Source organism: Streptomyces longhuiensis (assembly GCF_020616555.1).
GTDB classification, from domain to species: Bacteria; Actinomycetota; Actinomycetes; order Streptomycetales; family Streptomycetaceae; genus Streptomyces; species Streptomyces longhuiensis.
Window position 1 is genome coordinate 878,853 of the sequence record NZ_CP085173.1, and the last position, 23,808, is coordinate 902,660.

The 23,808-nt window shown below is 69.6% G+C and carries 19 protein-coding genes and 1 pseudogene; 9 read left to right on the top strand and 11 right to left on the bottom strand.

Translation table 11 applies throughout. From position 1 onward, the window contains the following. Positions 1-79: 79 nt before the first annotated feature. The 4 genes from LGI35_RS04215 to LGI35_RS04230 all read left to right on the top strand — a co-directional run bounded on the left by LGI35_RS04215 (position 80) and on the right by LGI35_RS04230 (position 3,265). A complete protein-coding gene (locus LGI35_RS04215) occupies positions 80-970 on the top strand; it encodes a MurR/RpiR family transcriptional regulator (RefSeq protein ID WP_227292544.1) in 891 nt (296 codons plus the stop codon). A gap of 294 nt (positions 971-1,264) precedes the next feature. Next, positions 1,265-1,585, top strand: a complete 321-nt coding sequence (locus LGI35_RS04220) for a hypothetical protein (RefSeq protein WP_227292545.1) — start codon at positions 1,265-1,267, stop codon at positions 1,583-1,585. 33 nt (positions 1,586-1,618) lie between these two features. Further along, positions 1,619-1,996 carry a nuclear transport factor 2 family protein gene (locus LGI35_RS04225; RefSeq protein WP_227292546.1) on the top strand — a complete coding sequence of 126 codons (378 nt, stop codon included), beginning with the start codon at positions 1,619-1,621 and terminating at the stop codon, positions 1,994-1,996. A 441-nt stretch (positions 1,997-2,437) separates the two neighbouring features. Further along, on the top strand, positions 2,438-3,265 hold the full coding sequence (locus LGI35_RS04230; protein WP_227292547.1) for a class I SAM-dependent methyltransferase: 828 nt from the start codon (positions 2,438-2,440) through the stop codon (positions 3,263-3,265). Between the two features lie 243 nt (positions 3,266-3,508). Here LGI35_RS04230 and LGI35_RS04235 read toward each other — a convergent pair whose 3' ends face one another. From LGI35_RS04235 to LGI35_RS04275, 9 genes are all read right to left on the bottom strand, one after another. Continuing rightward, entirely contained in the window at positions 3,509-4,813 is a 1,305-nt protein-coding gene (locus LGI35_RS04235; RefSeq protein ID WP_227292548.1) for a hypothetical protein, read from the bottom strand. A gap of 14 nt (positions 4,814-4,827) precedes the next feature. Beyond that, positions 4,828-8,184, bottom strand: a complete 3,357-nt coding sequence (locus tag LGI35_RS04240; protein ID WP_227292549.1) for an outer membrane protein assembly factor BamB family protein — start codon at positions 8,182-8,184, stop codon at positions 4,828-4,830. A gap of 529 nt (positions 8,185-8,713) precedes the next feature. Further along, positions 8,714-9,370 (bottom strand): GntR family transcriptional regulator, encoded by a 657-nt coding sequence (locus LGI35_RS04245; RefSeq protein ID WP_227292550.1) that lies wholly within the window; start codon positions 9,368-9,370, stop codon positions 8,714-8,716. Between the two features lie 88 nt (positions 9,371-9,458). Continuing rightward, complete coding sequence (locus tag LGI35_RS04250; protein WP_227292551.1) at positions 9,459-10,178, bottom strand: aspartate/glutamate racemase family protein; 720 nt, start codon at positions 10,176-10,178, stop codon at positions 9,459-9,461. Positions 10,179-10,317: 139 nt separating this feature from the next. Next, on the bottom strand, positions 10,318-11,337 hold the full coding sequence (locus LGI35_RS04255; RefSeq protein ID WP_227292552.1) for a DUF6282 family protein: 1,020 nt from the start codon (positions 11,335-11,337) through the stop codon (positions 10,318-10,320). Between the two features lie 56 nt (positions 11,338-11,393). Next, positions 11,394-12,485: a sugar phosphate isomerase/epimerase family protein gene (locus LGI35_RS04260; RefSeq protein ID WP_227292553.1), complete on the bottom strand. Its 1,092-nt coding sequence runs from the start codon at positions 12,483-12,485 to the stop codon at positions 11,394-11,396. 65 nt (positions 12,486-12,550) lie between these two features. Continuing rightward, positions 12,551-13,951, bottom strand: coding sequence for an MFS transporter (locus tag LGI35_RS04265; protein ID WP_227292554.1), 1,401 nt, complete (start codon positions 13,949-13,951; stop codon positions 12,551-12,553). A gap of 410 nt (positions 13,952-14,361) precedes the next feature. Further along, entirely contained in the window at positions 14,362-15,618 is a 1,257-nt protein-coding gene (locus tag LGI35_RS04270; protein WP_227300194.1) for an MFS transporter, read from the bottom strand. A 49-nt stretch (positions 15,619-15,667) separates the two neighbouring features. Next, a complete protein-coding gene (locus LGI35_RS04275; protein WP_227292555.1) occupies positions 15,668-16,867 on the bottom strand; it encodes an RNA-guided endonuclease InsQ/TnpB family protein in 1,200 nt (399 codons plus the stop codon). An 825-nt stretch (positions 16,868-17,692) separates the two neighbouring features. On the opposite strand from LGI35_RS04275, the gene LGI35_RS04280 reads away from it, so the two are divergent. Together LGI35_RS04280 and LGI35_RS04285 are read left to right on the top strand one after the other, a co-directional pair. Beyond that, positions 17,693-19,105, top strand: coding sequence for an MFS transporter (locus LGI35_RS04280; RefSeq protein WP_227292556.1), 1,413 nt, complete (start codon positions 17,693-17,695; stop codon positions 19,103-19,105). Positions 19,106-19,224: 119 nt separating this feature from the next. Beyond that, on the top strand, positions 19,225-20,151 hold the full coding sequence (locus LGI35_RS04285) for a DUF4232 domain-containing protein (RefSeq protein ID WP_227292557.1): 927 nt from the start codon (positions 19,225-19,227) through the stop codon (positions 20,149-20,151). Between the two features lie 118 nt (positions 20,152-20,269). On the opposite strand, the gene LGI35_RS04290 is transcribed toward LGI35_RS04285, so the two are convergent. Both LGI35_RS04290 and LGI35_RS04295 read right to left on the bottom strand, forming a co-directional pair. Then, positions 20,270-20,617, bottom strand: a complete 348-nt coding sequence (locus tag LGI35_RS04290; RefSeq protein WP_227292558.1) for a hypothetical protein — start codon at positions 20,615-20,617, stop codon at positions 20,270-20,272. A gap of 352 nt (positions 20,618-20,969) precedes the next feature. Further along, a complete protein-coding gene (locus LGI35_RS04295) occupies positions 20,970-21,581 on the bottom strand; it encodes a helix-turn-helix domain-containing protein (RefSeq protein WP_227292559.1) in 612 nt (203 codons plus the stop codon). Between the two features lie 100 nt (positions 21,582-21,681). On the opposite strand from LGI35_RS04295, the gene LGI35_RS04300 reads away from it, so the two are divergent. The 3 genes and pseudogenes from LGI35_RS04300 to LGI35_RS04310 all read left to right on the top strand — a co-directional run bounded on the left by LGI35_RS04300 (position 21,682) and on the right by LGI35_RS04310 (position 23,773). Further along, positions 21,682-22,716, top strand: a complete 1,035-nt coding sequence (locus LGI35_RS04300) for an NAD(P)/FAD-dependent oxidoreductase (RefSeq protein ID WP_227292560.1) — start codon at positions 21,682-21,684, stop codon at positions 22,714-22,716. Positions 22,717-22,863: 147 nt separating this feature from the next. Beyond that, positions 22,864-23,022, top strand: a pseudogene (locus LGI35_RS04305) (MFS transporter); the annotation flags it as partial. Positions 23,023-23,287: 265 nt separating this feature from the next. Beyond that, positions 23,288-23,773, top strand: a complete 486-nt coding sequence (locus tag LGI35_RS04310; RefSeq protein WP_227292561.1) for a nucleoside deaminase — start codon at positions 23,288-23,290, stop codon at positions 23,771-23,773. Positions 23,774-23,808: the final 35 nt, after the last annotated feature.

The following is a 23,808-nucleotide window of genomic DNA, read 5'->3' on the forward strand; positions in this document are numbered from 1 at the left end:
TGTCGATTTCAGAAAGAGCCCCACTTGGAACGTTCTGCCCAGGACAGTAACGCCAACCACACGGAAGTCAATGGTCGTAATGGAAATTACAGAGGACGGAACCGGCGCGACGCGGCTCCGGGCGGCGATTCGCGACCAATGGGAGGAACTGTCCACCTCTGAGCGTGCCGTGGCGCAGTACCTCGCCGGCGCGCCGGTCGAGCAGCTGCTCTTCGCCAGCGCACAGGAGCTGGGTACGGCGAGCTCCACCAGTAACGCCACTGTCGTCCGGGCACTCCAGCGCCTCGGCTACGCGGGCCTGCCCGCCCTCAAGCGCGAACTGGCCAACGACTTCACCTCCGCCGTCGCCCCCGAGGTCCGCCTCAAGCAGCGCATCGCGCACGTGGGCCGTGACCTCGCGTCCATCTGGACCGACGTCTTCGACGAGGCCCGCGAGCGCATCGACCAGACCCAGCGCCTCACCGAACCGGACGCCCTCAAGCGCGCGGTGACCGCACTCGCCGAAGCGCACGAAGTCTTCTGCTACGGAATCGCCGCCTCGGAGCCGGGCGCCCGCCACCTGGCCCTCGCACTCGGCCGCATCGGCCGCCGGGCCCGATTCGTCTCCGAGACCGGCTTCGCCCTGGCCGACCGGCTCCTCGCCCTCGGGCAGGGCGACGCGGTGGTCATCTTCCAGCCCGGACGCCAACTCGTCGAACTCACCGTGATGATGGAGCGGGCCCGCGCGGTCGGCGCCAAGGTCGTCCTGGTGACGGACGAACTGGGCGAGACCTACGAGGACCAGGTCGAAGCGGTCCTGACGGCGCCGCACACCCCGACCGGCATCACGGCGGAGTCACTGACCGGCCTCCTCGTCGCCGACGCGCTCCTCCTCGCCCTCGCCACCCTCGACGAGTCCCGCGCGGTGGACTCCTCCCACCAGCTCACGGCACTGCGGGAACAACTGCTGCGACCGAAACGGCGGGGGTGACGGGGCGAGTGACCCGCCGGCCGAGGTTTGGTCCTGGCCTTGCTCCCGGCCTTGGCCTTTGTCCTGGCGTTGGACCTGGCCTTGACCTTGGTCCCGGCCTTGGCCTTGACCTTGGTCCCGGCCTGCCCGCGCCCCTGACAGGCGCTGTTCGGATGAGCCCGGCTCCGGTGTGCTCTCCGGTGCGCGGTGCCCGGTGGCGGGGCCATGACCCGCAGGGCAGGCTTGGACGAGGTGTCCGCTGCGGACCGCTTCGTCCGGCCCGGCGGATCTCTGAACCAGCCGGGCAGGAGAGGCATGGAAGCGGCCGTCTTCGAAGATGCCAGCCGGACGCTGCTCGAGGAGCATCCCGGTGACGAGCGGGGCCGCATGCTGCAGTCGCCCGGCCTCAAGACCTCCGGCATGTTCTACGCCTTCGCCACCGGCAACGACCTCGTGGTCAAGTTGTCCGCCGCGCGTGTCGTCGAACTGATCGAGGCCGGCACCGGTCTGCCGTGCGCTCCCCGCCCGGGACGGCCGATGCGACAGTGGGTCCGCCTCACCCCGGCCGATGCCGAGCAGTGCCTGGCCTACCTGGCGGAAGCACGGGAGTTCGTGACCGGCCTCGCCACGCGGTGACGGCCGCCGGCTGACATGGAAGGAATGCCGCTGATGACCCAGACGCCCAGCCCGGCCCTCCAGACCGCGCTCGCCTACCACCGGGCCTGGACCGGAGGCGACTTCGAGCAGGCCATGACGTACATCGCCGAGGACATCGTCTGTCAGGCCCCAGTCGGGCTCCTGGAGGGCGCCGAAGCCTTCCGGAGCTTCATGGGTCCCTTCGTCCAGCTCCTCACCGGCTCGACCCTGATCGCCTCCTTCGGTGACGAGTCGACCGCGCTGCTGATGTACGACACCAGCACCAAGCCGGTCGCCAGCGCACCGGCCGCCGAGTGCCTGACCGTCCACGACGGCACGATCACCCACCTGCGGATCATCTTCGACCGGACGCCGTTTGACGCCGCGCGGAAGGCTTCAACGGCAACGTGACCGCGCCCGGGGAGACGCAACAGCCACCCGCGTGTTGATCGCGGGGAACGAGGTGACGTCGTGCGCCGGCCGCCACGACGACATCACACAACCTGTAGGCAACGCACCTCGGGGCTCGCGCAGGCCTGCAGCCGAGTCGGCACCACTCGTTGCCGTGGTCCCGCAGCCGAGTCGGCGCCATTCGCCGGCTCGGCTGCTTCGTGGTCAGCGCCCTTGGGCCGGTTGGCTCAGGCGGCACGGCGCGCCTCGGGCCTGTCGGTGGCCGCCGGTGGAGGATCGATGGCGCGGCGACCTCGGGACGGGTCGCCCGGCACCGCCGCCCCACCGACAAAGAGGCCCGGCCATGAAGCTGCTCGACGACCCGCCGTTCCGGTCCCCCGCCGACCGGGCACTGGAACGCGTCAAAGACCGCACCCTCGACATCTCACCCACCACCGCGACATGAGCGCCACTCCGCGCGAAGACGTGCCGGACGGCAGTCGGTACGGCGAGGCCGTCTTCCGTCCCGAACAGGCGGGCGAGGGCGAGCGCATCGACTTCGGTGCGCTCGCCTACGACGACATCACCATGGCGCGGCTTCGGGCACTCGGGGTCGGCCCGGGGTGGCGCTGCCTCGACGTGGGTGCGGGCACGGGCACGGTGTCCCGCCGGCTGCTGGACGAGGCCGGGGTGACAAGTGTGCTCGCCGTGGACCGCGACGTGCGGTTTCTCAGCGCACGGCCCGTGCCCGGGCTCGACTTGCTGGAGGCCGACATCACCGCACCGGACTTCGCCCCCGGCCGGTTCCGCCTCGTCCACGCGCGCTTCGTGCTGATGCATCTGCCCGAGCACGACCGCTTGATCACGGCATTGGCCGAACTCGTCGCGCCCGGCGGTGTGCTGGTACTCAGCGACGCCGTCGATCTGACGAGTGACCGGACGCCCGACACGCCGTACACCACGTTGATGCGGGCGATGTGGCAGGGCCTTCGGGCCACCATCGGGACCGACATCACCTGGGTTCCGTCGTACCCGCAGCTGCTGCGCGGGGCCGGGTTCGGCTCCGTCGCCGCCGAGATTCATGTGCCGCCCCTGGTGCCGGGCAGCCCCATCAGCCGCTTCTGGGCGGACACTTGGGAGCGCAGCAGGGCGGCGATGCTCGCCACCGGTCTGGTCGATGACGCGGCCGTCGACTCGGCGGTCCGGTACCTGGACTCCGACGAATGCGCCGCTCTGTCGGCCGGCATGCTCACGGCGTGGGGATGGAAACCCGAGGAGGGGGCGCGATGACCCGCCAACACCGACGACCCTGAACGTGGTTGTCCACCGCCCCTGGCACAGGACCCGAACCCGCAGCGTCCATACCCCGTGCTCCTGCGCCGGAGAAGCCGGCGATCGTCGCGGCGGCAGCCCGGCTGCGATTCCTCAACTACGCGGAAGCACTCGGAGTTGGCGAAGCCGTCGCCGGGGCGGCATGCCACGCAAGAGAGCGCCCCGCCCAGCAGCGGGCTGGACGGGGCGCTCGAACGGGACTCAGGGGGACGGCAGTTGGCCCACCGCCAATGCTGACGCCACCGTGCCGCCGACCACCACTGCCGAGGCCGCGAACACCGGAACCCTCAGGGTCCAGGTGCGCAGGGCCCGTGAGCGGAGGAGGCGGTCGAGCAGGGCGTCGCGGCTGCGCAGCACAAGCACTCCGACGCCGGTGAGGGTCAGAGCCATACCGACGCCGAACGCTGCCACCATCGCAAGGGCGACAGCCACCTTGCCGGTGAGCAGCCCGGCCAGCAGAACGAGGAACGCGGAGGGCGAGGGCAGAAGACCGCCGGCCGCGCCGAGCAGGAGGAGCCCCCGCCACGTGAGCAGGGACGGAGCGTCGGGGATGTGGTGACTGTGCCCGTGATCATGACCATCGCCATGCCCATGCCCCTGTCCGCGCCCGTGGCCATGACCACCACCGTGCCCGCGTTCGCGATGCGCCTCCGCATGCACATCGCTCTGCCTGCGGTGGCGTCGATGCGTGTGCAGCAGACGCACACCAACCCCCACCACCACCAGCGCCGCCACCAGTTGCAGCCATCCCGTGAGCGCCGCCACGTCCGGAGTGCGTTTCGCCATCAGCCACCAGCCGACCGCCAGGACCGCCACCGAGAACGTGTGCATCACAGCGACGACCCCGCCGAGCCACATCGCGTCGCGGGGCCGGCCCCGGCCGCCCACGAGATACCCGGCGGCCAGCGACTTGCCGTGGCCGGGCGCACAGGCATGGAGCGCGCCCACGGCCGCAGCCACGAGCAGCGCCGTCGGAAGCGCCGCGCCATGGTCCAGCAGCGACGCCAGGTCGGTCGTCCACGTCCCGCCCGGAGCCGACGAGCCGGTGCCTGAACCCGATTCGCCGGTTACGAGGGAGAGCTCCCGCGTCGGCTCCTTCGCCGTGTGCAGTCCGCCGCCGCCCCGGTCTGTCACGGAGAGCGTGCGGTAGGCGGGGTTGACGTCCGTCAGCGCGGTGATCGTCAGGCTGACGCGGTCCACCGGATGGGGGCAGGCGAAGCGGAGGTTCATGCCGTCCGCCTTTGCGACGCGGCAGGGGGAACCGTCCTGCCGTACGACTATGTGGGAGCGCAGATAGCGGGACACGTCGCCGCCAGAATGTTTCTTCACGACGGCGATGTCGTCCTTCTGCGCCGACCAGGCCGCGTCCACGACACGGCCGCTCACCTCGATCCTGACGACGGGCGGGGTGCCGAAGGGGTGCGCCTGCGCCGTCCCCGCGCTGCCGAAGAGCAGCACGGGGACGGCGGCCAGCAGGAGCAGCACCCCGGTGCGGAGTGATGGCACGATGGTGCTTCCTCTCAGTCCCGGCGGGCGGCCAGCGCGTGGACCGTGCCGTCGTCCGTGAGGGCGAAGACCCAGTCACCGCTGACGGAGAGCGCCGAAGCCACTCCCCCGCCGAGGTCGTACGCGGCCTGCTGCTTGCCGGTGGCACGGTCGAGAACCAGCAGACGGCCGTCCCATGTCCCCACGTACACCGTGGACTTCGTCACCAAGGGGTGCATCGTGGGTGATCCTGTGCCGGCCGAGCAGCCCATGGCGACCCGCCAGGGGTCGTCCAGCGGGCTCTTGCCCGGCAGATATCCGGCCTTGGTCTCCCACACCGGCTTCGACGGATCGGACGCGCTCGTGTCGTAGGCGCGCACCACACCGTCGCGGCCCGCGACATAGGCGATGTCCCCCCACGCGGCGGGGCTGGTGAGCGGGGCCCGGCCGGGCTCGCAGACGCTGCCGCCGCCGACCTTGGACTCCCAGGTCACCGCGCCCGTCTCCGGGTCGTGTCCGCGGACGCCGTACGCCGTGAACGTCACCAGCTTCGCCGGGCCCGACGCTGGGTGCGTCAGCACCGGCGAGGAGTGGCTGTCGATGTCGCCCGCGGTGTCCTTCGCCCAGAGCTGGGTGCACTTCGCGAGGTCCATCGCGATGACGGTGTTGCTGGACATGGAGTGCAGATAGGCCGTGTCGGAGCCGGGCTCGCGGATGGCGGTGCTGTGCGCCTGGCCCCAGGAGAACGCGGCCGCGAAGCCGCCCGGAGACAACACGCCGGTCTTGGCGTCCCGGCAGCGGATCATGTTCGCGTCCTGGTAGACGGCGACCGTACGGTCCTGGCCGGTGAGAGCGAAGACGCTCACCGGTCCGCCCGCGCGTCCGTAGCGGCGCACGGTGTCGCCGTGGGTCTCCTCGCGGTCGATCGACTCCCAGGCGACATGCCCGTCCTTGGCGTCCAGGGCGTAGACCCGTCCGACGCCGGTCGTCAGATAGACCCGTCCCCCGTGGAGGGTCGGCGCCGATTCGGCGTCGCCGTCCAGGTAGGTACGCCAGAGTTCCCGTCCGGATGCGATGTCGTACGCGAGCATCATGCTGTACGGCGAGTCGAAGGCGCGGGAGGAGACGATCAGTCTGCCGTCCGCGATCACCGAGCCGTTCAGGTTGAACTGCTCTCCTGTGTGCCGGGTCCACCGGAGGTCGAGCCGGTCGCCCGGGTCGTCGCCGCTCGCGGAACGTCCCGCCTCGTCACCGCCCTGCCTGAGCCAGTCCTGCCCGGTCTTCGGCTTGGTCACCTCGGAATCGGGGACGACGTCGAAGGTGCTCTTCTGCACCGGGAACGCCTTGCCCTTGGTGTCGTACGCCGTCGCCTCGGCGGTGTAGGTGCCGGGCCGCAGCCCGCGCAGCGGCGCGCCGCTCGCCCGGGTCCACGCCCCGCGCACTGCGGGGCAGGGCTCGGCCTGGCCGCCGGGCGGGGTGTAGCAGTTCTGGACGGCGGGCTTGGCGGCACCCGTACCGAACCGCGCGTTCGCCCGCTTCACGACGTGACCCCGGCCGTCCCGCACGGTCAGCGTGGCCTTCGCGGGGGTACGGCCGTCGTCCTCCGCGTACACCTCGACGGGCACCCCGGCCCTCGTACCGTGAACGCTGCCCTGCCCGGGGCTGACCAGGGCTGAGTCGTCATCGATGTCGAACTGCCGGTGAATACCCTTCACATGACCGGTGTCCTCGTTGCGGCTCGTACGCGGATCGTCGGTGATCCCGCTGAAGTCGAGCACCTTGTAGTCGGGGTGGGCGCCGTCGATGCCGTACGTGCCCTGATTGTTGATCTCGACCGCCCGCTTGAAGGCGCCGCGCCGGAACTCCGCCTGCTGGTTGTGCCCGGCCGCGACCATCCGTACGTCGTACTTGGCCAGCTCGTCGATGGTCGGCTGCATGCCCGCGCCAGGGCCCCACTGGGTGAACAGCGAGCGGTGCGCGAAGACCAACACCTGCTTGCCGACCGCGTGCTGGGCCAGGTCCCTGCGCAGCCACTCCAGCTGCGGTGCGAGCCCGCTCGCGTCGTAGTTGTCCTCCAGCACCACCACGTGACGGCCGTTGCGGTCGAAGCTGTACCACTCGGGGGCGAGGTTGCGGCGGTAGTACTCCAGGCTGCCCGCGTAACCCTTGGACGTGGCCGTGCCGCCGACATCATGGTTGCCCATCACGGGGTAGAAGGGATGCCCGAGCCGCCCCTCCTCAAGTCCCTTGCTGAACAAGTCGTACGCGCCCTGACGGCGTGGCTCCTCCGCGTAGTCCGTGACAGTCAGGTCCCCGGTCGCGATCTGCATCGTCGCACCGTCGACCTCCGACATCGCCCGCACCTGGCCGGTCCACTGGGGCAGTGCCGTGCGGGCCTCGGCGTCGGTGCGGTTGCCGACCTCGGGATCGGAGTTCATCACCCACTTCTCGGTGGGCCGGGAGGCGTTGCGGTCCGGTACGAGCGCGAAGTCGACGCCACTGCCACCGGTCTCGGGGACCTTGTGGAAGAACTGCGGGATGTAGTCCTTGCGCAGAGCGGGGGTGTATCCGTCGGGCGAGACGATGCTGACGAGGTCCGTCTCGCGTCGCGCCGGATCGATCTCCAGGGTGTAGGAGCCGTCGGCGCGGGTCGTCGTCCACGCGGCACCGTCGGTGACATCGACGCCGGGCATGGCCCGCTCACCCTTGTCCCGCTTGCCGTTGGCGTTGCCGTCCCTGAAAACGGCGCCATTCACGGTGACGGTGGGTGGTGCCGCGTCGTCGGCGAAGGCGGCCTGGGGCGCGAGGCAGGACAGGGCCACGGCTCCGGCGGTCGCAACGCGGAGTCGGCGGCCTGCACGCAGGCCACGGAGCAGGGACGGCCACGAGCGGGCGGCGAGTACGAGGGCGACACCGCCTGCCGCCACGAGTGCGACGGTGCGCCAGGGGAACTGCGGAGGCGCGTGTGCGCCCTTGGCATCCACGAGGGGTGTGGCGGCGGAGGCGTCGACCGCGGTGCCGTCGAACTCGACGACGACCTGGCTCAGTCCGCCCTTCTTCAGCAGCGTGCTCAGGTCGAGCCGGTCGAGATGGCAGCTCCACGCCATCTCGACCACGACACCGCCGGGAACCCCACCGTCGTCACCGGGCACACCCGAGCCGGTGGCCGGGCAGCCGGCCGGCAGCACCCTGGACGCCCAGGCACCGGCATCGGCGGCGGACACCACGTCGCGGTGCACGATGAGACGACCGCTGGTGACGTTAACACCGGTGGAGACGACGAGTTCGGCATGCTCGCGCGAGACATGCGCCATGGCAGGCTGGGCGCCGGCGCCCAGCACGAGGAACAGCAGTACGAGACAGAGCCCGCCTGCTGCGCGTATTTGTTTCATAGCAGCGGAGACTAGTCAGAATTTGTCAGACCCGAGCCAAGATCGAGCGACCTTAACCAGGTCGTCCGCAAGAGTTCAGGTACAAGGACGGACGCTGCCGCCATACGCCGCGCGGGCTTACAACGCGGGCAATTCGTCTGCCAGTTGGTGACGTCGACATCCGCCCTCACGCCTCGCCCGCACGTCGGCCGATGGATGCCTCAGCGTCCGCCGGTGGGCAAAGGCCGCCACGAGTCTGCCGCGGCAGCAGTCATGACGGTCGGGACGCGCCCCTGACGAAGCGCCGGTTGGGCACGCGCTGCACCCAGCAGGGCCGTCCAGCGCCGGGGGCCGCCCACGGCGCACTTCGCGACGGTGACGCGGTCGTTCGCGTTCCGCGCCAGGCACGTGTCGCTGAGAGTGTTCAGGACCCGCCTGCGAGCCGGTGCACACAGCCCGGTTGCCTTCTGCCGCAGCGCGGTGAACTCGGCCTCATCGTCCCGGTACCGACGACGCCGACAGGTGCCCAAAGACGTTCGCCGCGGCCCTCTCAGCCAAAGAGCCCCCTGAGCGTGCGCTCCCGGGAAGCGCGTACGTGGTGGCGGGCCGCGGTGGCGGCTGCGTCGGGGTCACCGTTGGCGATCGCCTCGGCCAGGGCCTCGTGCTCCGCGTGGATGAGGGTGAAGTCCTCGATCTTGCGGCGCAGCCAGTCGACCCGGCCCACGATCGGCTCCAGCGTCTCGGCCAGCAGCACGTTGCCCGAGAGCGCCGTGATCTCGTCGTGCAGGCTGGAGTTGGCCGCGTGCACGGCCGCCGCGTCGCCGGCACCGGCGGCCTCGCCGGCTCGCCTCATCGTGGCGGCGAGATGGTTCTCCGCGCCCTCGGCGACACGTTCGGCGGCCTGCCGGGCGGCCAGGATTTCGAGTGCCTCTCGTAGGTCGTACAACTCGGACACCTGCCGGCGGTCCAGCGTGCGCACGACCACCCCGCGGGTGGGCAGGTGCTCGACGAGGCCCTCGTTGTGCAGGATGCGAAGGGCTTCGCGGACCGGCAGCCGGGACACCGCGTACTGCTGGGCGAGCTCCTGCTCGACGAGGCGGGTGCCGGGCGGGAGCGTGCCGTCGTAGATGCTGGTGCGAAGGTGCTCGCCGACGATGTCTCGCAGGGGCTTCTTGTTGCGGTACAGCCTGGAGGACGATGTCGTCACGGGTCTCTGCTCACGCTCGTTCGACGGACCGGGTGGAAGGGCCAGTCTGGGCCTGACGGGCACCTCTTCGCCAGGCCGCGACCGGAGGTCAGCCGGGCGGGTCTTCCGGTGCGGTCTCACGGAGAGCGTCGATGACGAGTGTGGCGGCGCTGGGGACGGGTTCGACGATCTCGACCAGATCGAGGGCGGCGAGACGTCGGGCGGTGCTGCTCAGCGGGCCGCCCGCGATGATGACGGCTTCTGCCCCGTCCCTGTCGAGGCAGGCCCGTACCGCCGCGGCCAGTTCCCTGTACTGCCGTTCGGCCGAGGCGGCGAGGACGAGCGGGTCCGAGGGCGTGAGCCGTACGCCGGTGAAGGTGTCGGAGGCTCCGTGCCGCTCGACGAGTTCCGTCAGGGAGTCGACCAGGTGCGGGGTGCTGGTGGCCATGCCGAAACGGCGGCCTTCGGCGGCGGCCGTGACGATCGACGCCTGGCCGATGCCGATGACGGGGATGTCCAGGTCGACGGCGAGCTGTTCGCGCGCCGGGTCCCCTATGGCGGCGACGACCACCGCGGCGACCGGCGCGGAGCACCGCTCGGCGAGCCGCCGTCGCACCACGTCGACGACGTGCTGTGCGGATTCCTTGAGTGTGACGGGGTCGACGATCATCGAGGGGCCTTGCCCGACGGTGAGGCTCTCGACCGTCAGTCCCGCGGGCGTCAGGTGCTTCCGCGCCAGCTCGGCCATCATCGCCGTCGTGCCCCGGTTCGTGTTGGGGTTGACGAGGACGACGGTCCGGGTTCCGGTGTTCGGCAAAGGCTGGGGCACCAGCTGGGCCCTTTCGTTGTGTGCCCGAGCGCGCTCAGGCGTCTCTGGTCGTGCGTGTTCCATGATGTCGGTCGCGAGCAGGGAGGCCGGGCCCGGCACGGGCGACGAGCCCGGCCCGGCCTCCGAGGCGCGGCGTGGTTTACGACTCGAGGTCGAGCAGGCGCCCCGGGGTTCCCTTGATCATGGTGGTGATCTCCTCGGGCTTGAACTCGAGATCGAGGAGCGAGCTGATGAGGGTGCGCATCCCCTCGACCGGCGTCGGGCCGGACCGGATGCCGTAGTCGGTGCCGAGGATGAAGTGCTCGATGCCGATCTCCCGGATCTGCCTGGCCCACGGCATGATGCCGCTGAACTCGGGCGCGTTGGCGATGCCTGCGATCTCGTCCGCCCACTCGCGCTCGACGTAGTAGTTGGTCCTCGGCAGGCCGCGGTGGAACATCCAGTCGCTGACCGCGCCCTCGAGGAGCACGCCCTTGGCCGCGAGCTGCTTCTGCTGCTCGGTCGTCATGCGTCCCCGGCAGGGGTGCGCCACGACGATCTTCCTGATCCCGGCGTCGATGGCGAGGTCCACCAGCCTGAAGGCCTCCTCGACCGACAGGTGCCCGGTGTTGAGGTGGACGTCGGGCCGCTCGGCGATCAGTCCCAGGATCTCCGCGAGGGCGTCGGGAACCGGGCCGTCCAGCGGGATGCGGATGGAACGGGAGAGCTCCTGCTCGGCGAACTTCGGGTACTGATCCTTGAACGGAACCGGCTTGCCGTCGACGTAGCTCCCCTCGTGGCTGGCCATGAAGTGGGTGCAGTGCGCGCCGAAGTGCACGAACTTGGCCCCGGCCCCGTAGTGCAGCGCGGTCTTGACGGCGCGTGGGTTGAGGCCGCCGAGGACGGAGGTCATGATGATCCCACCGAAGATCTGGATCCCGGGGACCTGCCGGCTCACGAGCATCGACGTGCCGTTGCTGATGCCCATGGTGTGGTCGTAGTACACGAGGGACTTCATGCCCGCGGCCTTGGCCTGTTCGGCGATCTGGAACGGGTCCAGACGGCCGGGGCACGACTTGAGCCACGGTCCGCTGTGGACGTGCACGTCGCTCGTCCCACGGAGCAGCTCGTCGGGAAGTTCCATCGACCTGTCGTCGGACGTCTCGTACAGAGCGGTCACTTGGATGACTCCTTGTCGTGTGGAGAGGGGTGAGGGAGGAAGTACGTGAGGGACAGTCAGTTCTCGTGCGGATGAGCTCGGTTGGTCGACCCTGCCGCGCAGATCTCGCGGATGTGGGCGGCGCTGTCCTTGATGTAGCGGACCGCTTCGGCGTACCCGAAGGGCGCTCGCGCGTAGGTGTCCAGGTCCGGCAGCTCACCGGCGGCGATGCGCTGCTCGTAGTCGCGGACCGTCTTGAGGTAAGCCGCGAACTCGGCGGTGGTCAGGTCGGGGTGGGCCCGGAGGAACTCCTCGTCGTAGATCTCCAGGAGCCACTTCTCGGGGTTGCGGGGGCGGTCCTCGTACGACTCGTAGGTCTGCAGGGTCAGGTTCACCCGTGCGTTCGCTCCGGTGATGATCGGGATGACCTGGGTGAAGTCGACGACGCCGGTGCCGCACGGCCTGAGCTGGTAGTACAGCCCGTCCTCGCCATGTGCGACATGGGCGTCCTTGATGTGGGTCTGGCGGACGTAGGGGGCCACGCGACGGGCCGTCCACACGGGGTGCTCGACGCGGTGCAGGGCGTTGGCCGTGTCGTAGACGATCCCGATGACGTCGGGGCCGACGGCTTCCACCAGGCGCACCAGCTCGAAGGAGGTGATCTCCTCGTGGGTTTCGAGGTTGATGTGGATGCCGAGGTCGCGGGCGTACGGTGCAAGACGGCCGAGGAAGCGCTCGATGGCGACGAGCTGTTCCTCCCAGGTGACGTCGGTCCGGAAGCGGTCCCAGGCGAGCCGGCCCGCAAACATCGGCTTGACCATCGCCGTCGAGGCCCACAGCTCGCGGCAGTCGATCGCCGCGCATGCCTCCATCATCCGGCGGAATCCGAGGAGGGTGTCGCCGTCCCCCACGGCCCGCAGCTCGGGAGCCTCCGGGATGGCGAAGGGGTTGACCTTGCCGAGGCCGGTCTCCAGGTACATCCCCATGTCGTCGGCCCGGGCCCGCACGGTGCGGAGCTCGACCGGGTCGAGGGTGGGGCTCAGCCCGAGGACGGAGCGGAAGAAGACACCTTCCAGGCCAAGTTCCCTGGCGTGGGCGAGGGTGCCGCCGGGGCCCCGCTTCGCGGACTCCGGAATCTTCAGTCCGTCAATTCCGATGCGCACAGTCACGTCCAATCCGGTGGTCGTCGATCGATGCGTCGGGCCGCGTTGCCGGGAACGTGGCCGCGTGTCCGTCAGTTCTCGTCGTGCAGCTCCTCCAGCGAGCGGCCGAAGGTCTCGGGGCCGAAGGGGACCGCCACGAGGACGACCGCGCACATGACGGCCACGAGGCTCAGCAGGGCGGTGGAGCCCATGGAGCCGAGCAGGGCGCCCGCCACCGGCGGCAGGAGCGCGCCGCCGATCATGCCGAGGTTCGAGATGACGCCGATACCGAAGGCGCGTACGCGCGTCGGGTACAGCTCGGGGCACCATGTGGAGATCGAGCAGTTGGCCCACCAGGAGAAGAACTCGAAGAGAAAGCCGAGGACGAGGATGGCTGTCGCCCCGTTGGCCAGGAAAGGGAAGGCCAGTGCGGAGGCGCAGGACAGCGCGGCGGCCACGGCGATCGTCGGCCGGCGGCGGCACCTGGTGTTCAGGAACGTCGCGAAGAGGGTTCCGGTGACGGCGCCGGTGAAGATAATCATGGTGAAGGCGAGGCTGGTGGCGACCGGGTAGCCCCGGTCCACCAGGATCGTCGGCCAGAAGGTCAGCAGCACGAACTGGGCGCCGAAGAGCGCGGCGGTGCAGGAGCCGAGCACGGCCGAGTTGCGCCCCAGCCGGCCTTTGAGGATCTCGGTCCAGCGGGCCTTCTCCTCGGTCAGCCGCAGACCGTCGGGCAGGTAGTCGGTCACCACGAGGCCGCGCGGGTTCATCCGGCCGGACGCGAGGACGCTGAGCGACCGGTTGGCGTCCGTGGTACGCGCCTTGGACACGAGGTACCGCGGGGTCTCCGGCATGTGGCGGCGTGTGTAGAGGACGAGCAGGGCCGGCAGGCACAGCAGGACGAAGACCCATCGCCAGCCGGCGTCCGGACCGCCCAGGAACTGCGGCAGATGCGGGCCTACGATCCCGACGGTCACCCAGCCGAACAGGTAGGCGGCCGGATTGCCGAGGCCGCCGGCCCCCACCTGAAGGAGGGAGATGGCGGTGCCGCGGAACTGTGTCGAGGTCATCTCCGCGAGCAAGGTGAGACCGACGACGAACTCGCCGCCCAGCCCGAGTCCGACGATGACGCGTCCTGTGACGAGCACCTCGAAGTTCGGGGCGAGGGCACAGACCAGGGCGCCCAGGCTGTACAGCGCGAGGTTGAAGTTGAACATGGTCTTGCGGCCCTTGAGGTCGCTGAGCCACCCCGCGAGTGCGGCGCCCACGTACATCGACCCGAAGGTGGCCGATGCGAGGAAGCCGATGCCGGTCGACGAGACCCCCCACTGCTCCTTGAGGAAGGGTCCGACGATCCCCACGGTGTTCTGCTCGATGACGTCGAAGAACGCGCCGAAGACGACGATCGCGAGGATCACCTTGTGACATCGGTTGGTGCCGATGCGGTCCATGACCGAGGCCAGGAGAAGCTGCGCCGTGCGCTGGTCGTTCACCGGCGCATGGCCGGTGGGAGGCGCGGGGGCCTCCCGGGTTGTCGCCGGGCCGGTGTGCTCGACGGGGGGATACCTACGGGTGGTTCTGGTTCCGAGCGGAAGTGCGTCATGGCGAACTCCTTTGAGCGCCGGGCACGAGTCGTGTGTCGCGAACCTTGGGCTCCGGGCGGCCTGTTCAGCGATGCCGTGAGCCCGGAGCCGTCGAAGGGGGTGGTCCTGGTGTGGAGCGGCCAGGGGTTGCCCGGCTCGCTGAACACAACCGTTCCGCGGTGTGGAAGCAGCATTCCGACCCCGCTTGGGATCCCATCTTGCTCCGGCGGGATCGAGAGGGTCAATACTTGGGATCCCATTTTCGGTATACCGCAGCCCGGCACTCCCGTTACCTCAACAAGCGCCCCGTGTACGTCACTTCAGGACAGTGCGGCGTCGGCCTTCCCGGAGTCCGACGCGGTAGCGACGACCGCCGACGGCTCCTTCCGGATGAACACGAAGATGAGGCCTACGCCGATGAGTTCCACGCCGGCGATGACGAACAGCCCGAGGGCGTAGGAGCCCGTGCTCTCCTTCATGCCGCCGAGGAACTGCGGTGCGAAGTAACCGGCAAGATTCGCACAGGAGTTGATGAGCGCGACGCCCGCGGCGAGCGCGGCTCCCGACATGAAGCGCGGCGGGAGGCTCCAGAACACGGGGATCGATCCCATGGTTCCGGCCGCCGAGAGGGCCAGGGCCGCGAGGAGACCGAGCGAGCTGCCCGCCTGCTGCGCGACCGCGGCCAGGATCAGGCCCAGTGCCCCCACCGCCGCGGCCCACGCCGTGTGCCGGCGCGCTTCGCGCCGACGATCGGACCACCAGCCGTTGACGAGCATGCCGACCCAGCCGAGCGCGAAGATGCCCGACATGACCCAGCCGAGGTCGGCCAGGTCGGTGAAGCCCGCTTCGGCGACGAGGCTGGGCCCGTAGAAGGAGAGCGTCGCGTTCCCGGTGATGATGCAGAACAGGCTCAGGATGAGAACCCATGTCGTCCGTAGACGCAGGATGGCCCGAAGGGAGTGTTCGCGGCCGCTGAGCTGGGAGGATTCCTGGCTCAACTCTGCTTCCACGTAGGCCCGTTCCTCCCCGCTCAGCCACTTCGCATCCTGCGGCCGGTCCGTCAGGAGGAAGAACGCGAGAAGGCCCAGGTCGACAGACGGGATCCCCTCGATGATGAACAGCCACTGCCAGTCGGCCTTTCCGAGCAGCCCGTCGGTGTGCTTCATGAGGAATCCGGCCAGAGGGCTGCCGACCAGCATGGCCAGCGGCGACGCGGACATGCAGATTGCCACGGCCTTGCCCCGGCGGTGCGCCGGGAGCCAGTACGTCAGGTACAGGATGATGCCGGGGTGCAGTCCGGCCTCGAACGCGCCTTGCAGGAAGCGCAGGGCGTAGAAGTGCCACGGCTGGGAGACCCAGGCCATGAGCACGGAGACCACGCCCCAGCCCACGGCGATCCTCATGATGGTCCTGCGTGCGCCGATCCTCTCCAGAAGGAGGTTGCTCGGCACCTCGAACAGGAAGTAACCGAGGAAGAAGATTCCGGCGCCTGCGCCATAGACCGTCTCGCTCCACGAGAGGTCGTCCAGCATGGTCAGCTTCGCGAATCCGACGTTGACCCGGTCCATCCACGCGATGACATATACGACGGTGTTGACTTCTCCCCCTCCTGAAGGAAGGGGATTCTCACGGCTCGCGCCGTGGGGGTTTCTGTTTCGTCGCCGGCTGCCCGCCCGGAGTTCTCCGTTGAGGTCTTACACCAGCTCCACAGACTGTCACCGCCAGCCCGGCGGCCTTCACGTTGCGTGCCGCGTTCATGTCCCGATCATGACCCGTACCGCAGCCCTCGCACGTCCAAGTGCGAACGTCGAGAGGCATCTTGGATGCCAGCATGCCGCAGTGGGAGCACAGCTTGGAGGAGGGGAACCAGCGGTCCACGACCACGAGGTTGCGCCCGTACCAGGCGGCCTTGTACTCCAGCATGGCGCGCATGTCGCGCCACCCGGCGTCCGAGATGGCCCGGGCCAGACTGTGGTTCTTGACCATGTTGCGCACGGTCAGGTCCTCGATCACGAGCGTTTGGTTTTCGCGCACGAGTCGAGTGGTCAGCTTGTGCAGGTAGTCGCGGCGGCGGTCGGCGATCCGGGCGTGGATCCTGGCGACCTTGCGGCGCGCCTTGGCCCGATTGGCTCCCTCACCCCTGGCTTTCTTCGCCAGACGGCGCTGGGCCAGGGCGAGACGGGCGCGATCTTGGCGTTCGTGCCGGGGGTTGGCGATCTTCTCACCGGTGGAGAGGGTCAGCAGGTGGTCCAGGCCGGCGTCGATGCCAATCGCCGTGTCCGTGGCGGGAAGCGGCTTCACGGCCGGGTCCTCGCACAGCAGGGAGACGAACCATCGGCCCGCACTGTCCTGGGACACGGTCACCGTGGAGGGCGATACCCCTTCAGGAAGGGGGCGCGACCATACGACGTCCAAAGGCCCGGACATCTTCGCCAGCGTCAGCTCCCCGCTCCGGAACCGGAAACCCGAGGTGGTGTACTCGGCGGACTTCCGGGACTTCTTCCGGGATTTGAAGCGCGGGTACTTGGCCCGCTTGGCAAAGAAGTTCGTGAACGCCACCTGCAAATGCCGGAGCGTCTGCTGGAGCGGAACCGACGACACCTCGGAAAGGTAGGCCAGTTCCTCGGTCTTCTTCCACACGGTCAACATCGCCGACGTCTGGTTGTAGCTGACCCGCTCCTGACGCGCCCACGCTTCCGTGCGCGCCGCAAGAGCCAGGTTGTAGACCTTCCGCACGCATCCGAACGTACGCAACAGCTCCGCTGCCTGCGCATCCGTCGGATAGAAGCGGTACTTGAACGCCCGCTTCACATGCCCCCCGGTCATGCACACAAACTAGCGCTGCCAATAGGCAAGCCCAAATCTGCCGGTCAGAGCACTGCGATCAGCCCTGCGGGCGAATCGCAGCCCGTTGCCCTGCTCCGCAGGAGTCCGAATCCTCCCCTGGCTGAAGCCAGGGGTATCCACGGAGGAAACCGATGAACGGGACGATCCGCAGGACGATGCGCCGGAAGACGCGGTCACGGTGCTGCGGGTCCAGGTGTGCGGGTGACGGGGGCGGGTTGTTGACCGGTCATGCCCTGATACCACCTTTTCTCCAGGGGGAATGAGCGGAACGGGAAGTGAGGAGTACGCGCGCCGGCAGGCGCGGAGACGGTGCTCCACGGTCAGGAACGAGTGACCGGCCCACGTAGGGCGCGCGGGACGACGTCAGCCGTCGCGGGTCCCCGGGCTGCGCGGATCGATGGTGAAGGTCCCCATGCACGCAGGCCGGACGGAACCGGGGCTCATGGATGGGGTCGGCGCCGACAGGTCGAAGGCCCCGGCGGAGTGGTGTGTACCGGTGGGGGACGCCTCGACGCGGGCGTCACACGGCCCGGCCCGGGACGCCGGGGATCCTGGCGTCGCTGCGTCCGGGCGGAGCCACTGCCCGACTTTGGGGCCTGCGGCCCAGTGCGTCAAGGGCCCTGCGGGGAACAAGCCCGCGTGAGGGAACCTGGGCTCTGATGCGGCATGGCGTAACTCTGCCTGCGGTCCGTCTGCGGGCCGCATCGGGTGGATCGTGGTCCGATGCGGGGCGCAGTTCAGCGTGAAAGCTTGACACGGCGCCGGGCTCCCGAGGGAGACGTGTTCCTGAACTAACGTGTTGCCATGGTGCGTGCCGGTGGTCCCAAGGCCTGTGGTTCGGACGGGTCCGCGGATTCGCGCCGGTCCCTGGCCCCGCTGCTCGCGGTCTGTGCGGGCTACTTCATGGTCATCCTGGACGTGACCGTCATCAACGTCGCCGTTCCGGTGATGGGGCGGGAACTCTCGGCCTCGCTGACCGGGATCCAGTGGATCACCAACAGCTACACCCTGATCTTCGCCGGCCTGCTGCTCACCGGCGGCGCGCTGGGAGACCGGCTGGGCAACCGCCGGATCTTCTGCACGGGTGTGGTGGTGTTCACCGCCGCCTCGGCCGGCTGCGGACTGGCCCAGAGCACCGGGACCCTGATCGCCGCCCGGCTGGTCGAAGGACTCGGCGCGGCACTCATCGTGCCCGCCTCCCTCGCTCTCCTCCAACAGGCGTACCCCTCACCCGCCGAGCGCTCCCGGGCCTTCGGTCTGTGGGGCTCGATGGCAGGCATCGCCGCCTCTGCCGGCCCCCTCCTGGGCGGCCTCCTGGTCACGACCGTGGGCTGGCGCTGGGTGTTCTTCATCAACCTGCCCGTCGGATGCGTCTGCCTGCTGCTCACACTGCGCCGCGTGCCCCCTTCGGTCCGGCGCACGGACCGCCCCGTGGACTGGCCGGCCCAGTGCGCGATCATCACGACGGTGGCCCTGCTGACCGCCGTGCTGAACGAGGCCGGACGACGTGGCTGGACGGACCCGCTGATTCTGGCCGGGGCCGGCCTGTGCCTGCTGGCAGCCGCCGCGTTCGTCCTGCGCGAGCACCTGGCCCGCACCCCCGTGCTGCCCCTGCGGCTGCTGCGCTCCCGCCCGATGAGCGGCGGAGCGGTCATCGGCCTGCTGTTCAACTTCGCCTTCTACGGCATGATCTTCACCGCCAGCCTGTACTTCCAGCATCAGCGCGGCCTGACGGCGCTGCGCACCGGGTTCGCCCTCTTCCCGGCGGTGGCCATGACGATGTTCGCCTCTGTCCTGTCCGGGCGGCTGGCACCCCGTACCGGGCACCGCCCACTCGTGGTGACCGGCATGCTCGTGGGAGCGGCGGGGCTGGCCGGCTGGGCCGCGGCCGGCCAGAACCCGGACTACGCATTGCTCGTGGCGCCGATGATGGCGGCGGGCTTCGGCACGTCCTTCGCCCTCACCGGGGCGACCAGCACCGTGATGGCAGCCGCCCCGGACGACTACTCCGGCACCGCCTCCGCCCTGTTCAACACCACCCGTCAGGTCGGCAGTGCCGCAGGCGTCGCGCTGGGAGGCTCCCTGCTGGCCGCCGCAGGCAACTTCACCACCGGGCTGCGAACCAGCATGGCCATCGGTGCTGCCGCGTACCTGACGGCCGCCATCCTTGCGCTCTTCTGCATCCCGCGGCGGGCGCACCGCCCCGTCGCCGACTGAACGGCGGCCTGCGACGCCGTAGAACAATGCTTCAGCTAGAGCCCACTTGTAGCACTTTCGTGACTGGAACTATGGCCTCCGTCACACACGGATGGTCCACGCCCTGCTGAGGTGATCAGATGCGAAGACCCGCTAGCCTTCTGCCTGTTCTGGCCGCGACCGCGCTGCTCCTCACGGCCTGCGGGACGCAGCACGCCGGCCCCGGGAACCCCACCGCAGACGCGGCGGAACCGCCGCCCCGCAAGCAGGTCGACGACCCGGGCAAGAACGGCGTACGCATCACATCGCTGACGCTCCCCTCGGCCTCCCCCTCCCCCAGGCGCACCACGTCAGTCTCCGCCGACAGCTTGCCCGCGGACTCGGGGATCCTTGCCGCCTACGAGGTCACCAACAACACTGCCAAAAGCCTGACTTACTCGGTCGTGTTCACGTTCATGAGCAGTGACGGCGGAGCGGTGGCCAACCAGACCACGACGGTGCGTGACGTCGGCCCGGGGAAGACCGTGCGGGGCACGGTCCACGCGGGTGAACTACCTCCCGCCGCCCCGCGGGTGACGCAGGCCAAGGTCCTCGAAGCGACCACGGTCCCCGCGGGCGAGGCGCCGGCGGAGCCGGGCACGTGCCCCGCCTCCGGCATCCGGGTCAGCGCCGACAAGGGCGACGCGGCCATGGGACTGCGCGTCGTGGGCCTGCACCTCGACAACTGCGGCAAGCGCGACTACACCGTCGACGGCTACCCGCTGCTGGAACTCCTGGACGACGGCCTCGACCCCGTGGACGGCATCGAAATCCTCGACGGCAGCGGCGGCATCACCACTGGCGCCGGGCCCGACGAGCCGCCACGGCACGTCACGCTCGAGCCCGGCGAGTCGGCAACCGCAAGCCTGGTGTGGCGCAACACCACCGAGGCCGGTACGGCAGTGAACGTCCCCCATGTGCGAGTCCGGGCGAAGGCCGGTGCCGACCCCGTGACCGTAACCCCGCACCTCGACCTCGGAACCACCGGAAAGCTCGGGGTAAGACCATGGGCGAAGGCGGAGCGCTAAGGCGAATCCGCAACGCCCCGGCGCCCCGTCACGTCAGGCCGGGTGTGCTGCGCGTGACGGGGTGTGCGGTCCCGGCGATGGCCGGGTCCGCACACCCCGCTGTCAGGCACACAGACGGTCATCGGCCTCCACGACCGCCGCCGTAGTCGAATCCACGCCCGAAGTCACCACGGTCGTAGCCGCGTCCGTGGTCACCACGGTCGAAACCGCGGTCGTAGCCCCGTCCGAAGTAACCGCGGTCGTAACCGCGGTCATGGTGCCTGTAGTTGTGGCCCCTGTACCAATCGCCGTTGTTGTACCAACCCCAGCGGTTGTTGTTGCAGTCGCTGTAGCCGGAGTCGTGGCGGCTCGAGTGGTTGCCCGAGTTCGCCGACGCCGTCCCGGCCGCGCCGATCGCGGCGCCACCGGCCATCAGAACGCCAGTAGCAGTCACCGCGAAGATGCGCTTCACACGAAGAGCTCGCATGAGACCTCTCTCCCTTCCATCGTCTCGCGCACCCGAGCGCGAGGTGGATGGCCGCGCACGCAAGAAGGTCAGGGCGCACGGTCGATAAGACACCGCTTTGGAAATTGAGATACGCGCCGTGGCCTACAGTGGCCGTGCCGGGTGTGTCCGGCTCCACGCGCGAGCCCCGCAGCAGCAGTCGCGCTGCCCACCGCGAGAAGACTTCGCCAAGGTGACGCGTCCCGGGTTGCGGCTCTCATTGGTAACGCTACTCCGTATCCGCCACACGTCATCTTGAGGACGACATCGCTGGTGGGAGAGGCAACGGATCTCCCACCGCGGCGCAAGGTCAGGGGCAGGGGCCATCAGATCCTCAGTCGTCGCCGACGCCTTTGCTGCCGCTGTCGCTTTTGCCATCGCTGTCGCTGTCGCGCTGGTGTCCGCGGCGGGCGTCACGGTCGAAGATGCCCAGGATCTCGCAGGGGCCGCCTTCGGCGCCGATGGCGTGCGGGAGCATGGTGGGGAACTCCGCGGCCTGGTTGGTCTCGATCCGGAAGCGGCGGTGACCCAGCATGAGGGTCGCGGTGCCGGACAGGACGACGAGCCATTCCCGGCCGGGGTGCGCGCGCATGCGTGAGGGGTTGTCCGGGGGCGGTTCGGTCATCCGCTGACGCATGACGCTCATTCCCGGGTCGCCTTTGACGGGCCAGCGCATCAGGCCGTGGGCCGCGTCGGTCCTCGGGCTGATGATGACGTCGTCGGACGCGGTCTCCACGAGCTGGTCCAAAGACGTGTCGAGCACGCGGGCGAGCGTGACCAGCTGGTCCAGAGCGAGGCGGCGCTGGCCGTTCTCGATGCGGGAGAGCGTGGACTGGCTGACGTTGGCGCGGGTGGCCAGCTCCTCCAGGGACCAGCCCTGTGCCACGCGCAGGGCGCGGATCCGTTTGCGTACGAGGCTGTCCAGCTCGCCATCATTTTGCGTCATAGGCAACATCGTATGCCTGTTATGCAAGCAGGGGTTACGTTCGCTCATGCGGTGACCCGGAACAGGTGGGGTCACCGCATGAGCGAAAGGGCGCGAGAACATGACTGTGACGGCTTTTGCGTACGCGACCGACGCCCTGCCCCGGACGACTGTCGACGCCGTGGTGATCGGCGGCGGTGCCGCGGGTCTGAACGGTGCGCTGATGCTCGCCCGCTCCCGCCGCTCGGTCGTCGTGATCGACAGCGGCACACCCCGCAACGCGCCCGCCGAGGCCATGCACGGCTTCATCGTGCTGGACGGCATGCCGCCCGCCGAGTTGCTCGAGCAGGGCCGGGAGCAGGTGCGCCACTACGGCGGGCGGGTCGTCTTCGGCGAGGTGACCTCCGCCGAGCCTGCCACCCCCGACGGCGGGGGCGATCCGCGCTTCACACTCACCCTGGCCGACGGCCGCACCCTGACGGCGCGTCGCGTGCTGGTGGCCACCGGGTTGCGGGACGTGCTGCCCGACGTGCCCGGCCTCGCCGAGCACTGGGGGCGCGGCGTCGTGCACTGCCCGTACTGCCACGGCTGGGAGGTGCGCGACGAACCCATCGGCATCCTCGCCGTCGGCCCCGCCTCGGTGCACCATGCTCTGCTGTTCCGTCAACTCACCGACGACCTGGTCTACTTCACCCGCGGCAACGAGCTGGACGAGGACACCCGCGCGCGCTTCGCCGCCCGCGCCATCCTCATCGTCGACACCCCGGTGCAGGACGTCGTGAAGAGCGAGGACGGCGGCATCGCCGGAGTGCGCCTGACCGACGGCACGTTCGCGGCCCGCCGCGTCCTCGCGGTCGCCACCAGGATGCAGGCCCGCACCGAGGGCCTCGACGGCCTGAAGCTGCCGATGGAGGACCTGCCCGACAACATGGGCCGCCACTTCGCCTCCGGCACGGCCGGCACCACCGAGGTGCCGGGCGTGTGGGTGGCCGGCAACGCCACCGATCTGACGGCCAAGGTCGGTGCCTCCGCCGCGGCGGGCGCCCTGGCCGGCGCCCATATCAACGCCCACCTGGCCACCGCCGACACCGACGCGGCCTTCGCCGCAGCACAGGCAGCACAGGCAGCACAGGGCGGCGCCCCCATCACCGCCTGACACCCGGGGCCCGCAGGGGCCCCCGCACATCAAGGGCTGCGCCCGGCAGCCTCGCGACCACCCCCGCACACCCGGCGACTGACCATGCTCCGGCGCCGACTCGACCTGCCCTTCACCAATCCCGTATGCCTTTTTTGAGAGGAATCCATGACGGTGAACCGGCCTCCCCAGGTGGCCACCGCCGAAAGGAGCGACGGCGCCCGCGACCACGGCACCCCCGACGCAGGTCAGTTGCGCGCGATCCTGATCGCCGTCTCGATCGCTCTGATGGCCGTCATCGCCTCGGTGTCCGGCCTGAACGTGGCCTGGCCGGCCGCTCGGTCACGCTGCTGATGGTCTTCGGTGTCCAGGCGGGAATCCCCCTGGTCCTCTACCCGTTCTTTGCCACCCCCACCGTGCCTGACGTCCTCCCCGCTCCGTGCCGACGACGGCGCTGCATCTGTCGCTCGGTGGCCCGCCGCGCACCCGCGGACCCGCGGACCCGCCGAGTGCGGCACCGGTGCGGGCCTCGCTCCGGGGTCTGTGTGAGCATGGCGTGCGCATATCGGTGTCGAGCGCCGGAAGGGCTTTGATGGACACACGTGAGCTGGACCATTTGCGCCGGTGCGTCGAGTTGGCTGCCGAGGCGCTGGAGGCCGGGGACGAGCCTTTCGGCTCGGTGCTCGTGGACGGTTCCGGTACCGTCCGCGCCGAGGACCGCAACCGCGTCGCGGACGGCGACGCCACCCGCCACCCCGAGTTCGAACTCGCCCGCTGGGCAGCCGGGAACCTCTCGGCTCAGGAGCGAGCCGCCGCCACCGTCTACACCTCGGGTGAACACTGCCCGATGTGCTCGGCCGCGCACGCCTGGGTCGGGCTGGGCCGCATCGTGTACGTGGCGTCTTCGGTCCAGTTGTCCGGGTGGCTCGCCGAATGGGGCCGCCCTCAGGCACCCGTGCGCAGCCTGAGCATCCAGGAGGTAGCCCCCTCGGTCGAGGTGGAGGGCCCCGTCGACGAACTCGTGCCCGCCGTCAAGGAGTTGCACCGACGTCTGGCACAACAGTCGTCCAACTCCTGACCAGCCACACCCGCCTTCCCTTGCGCCTGGTCGGC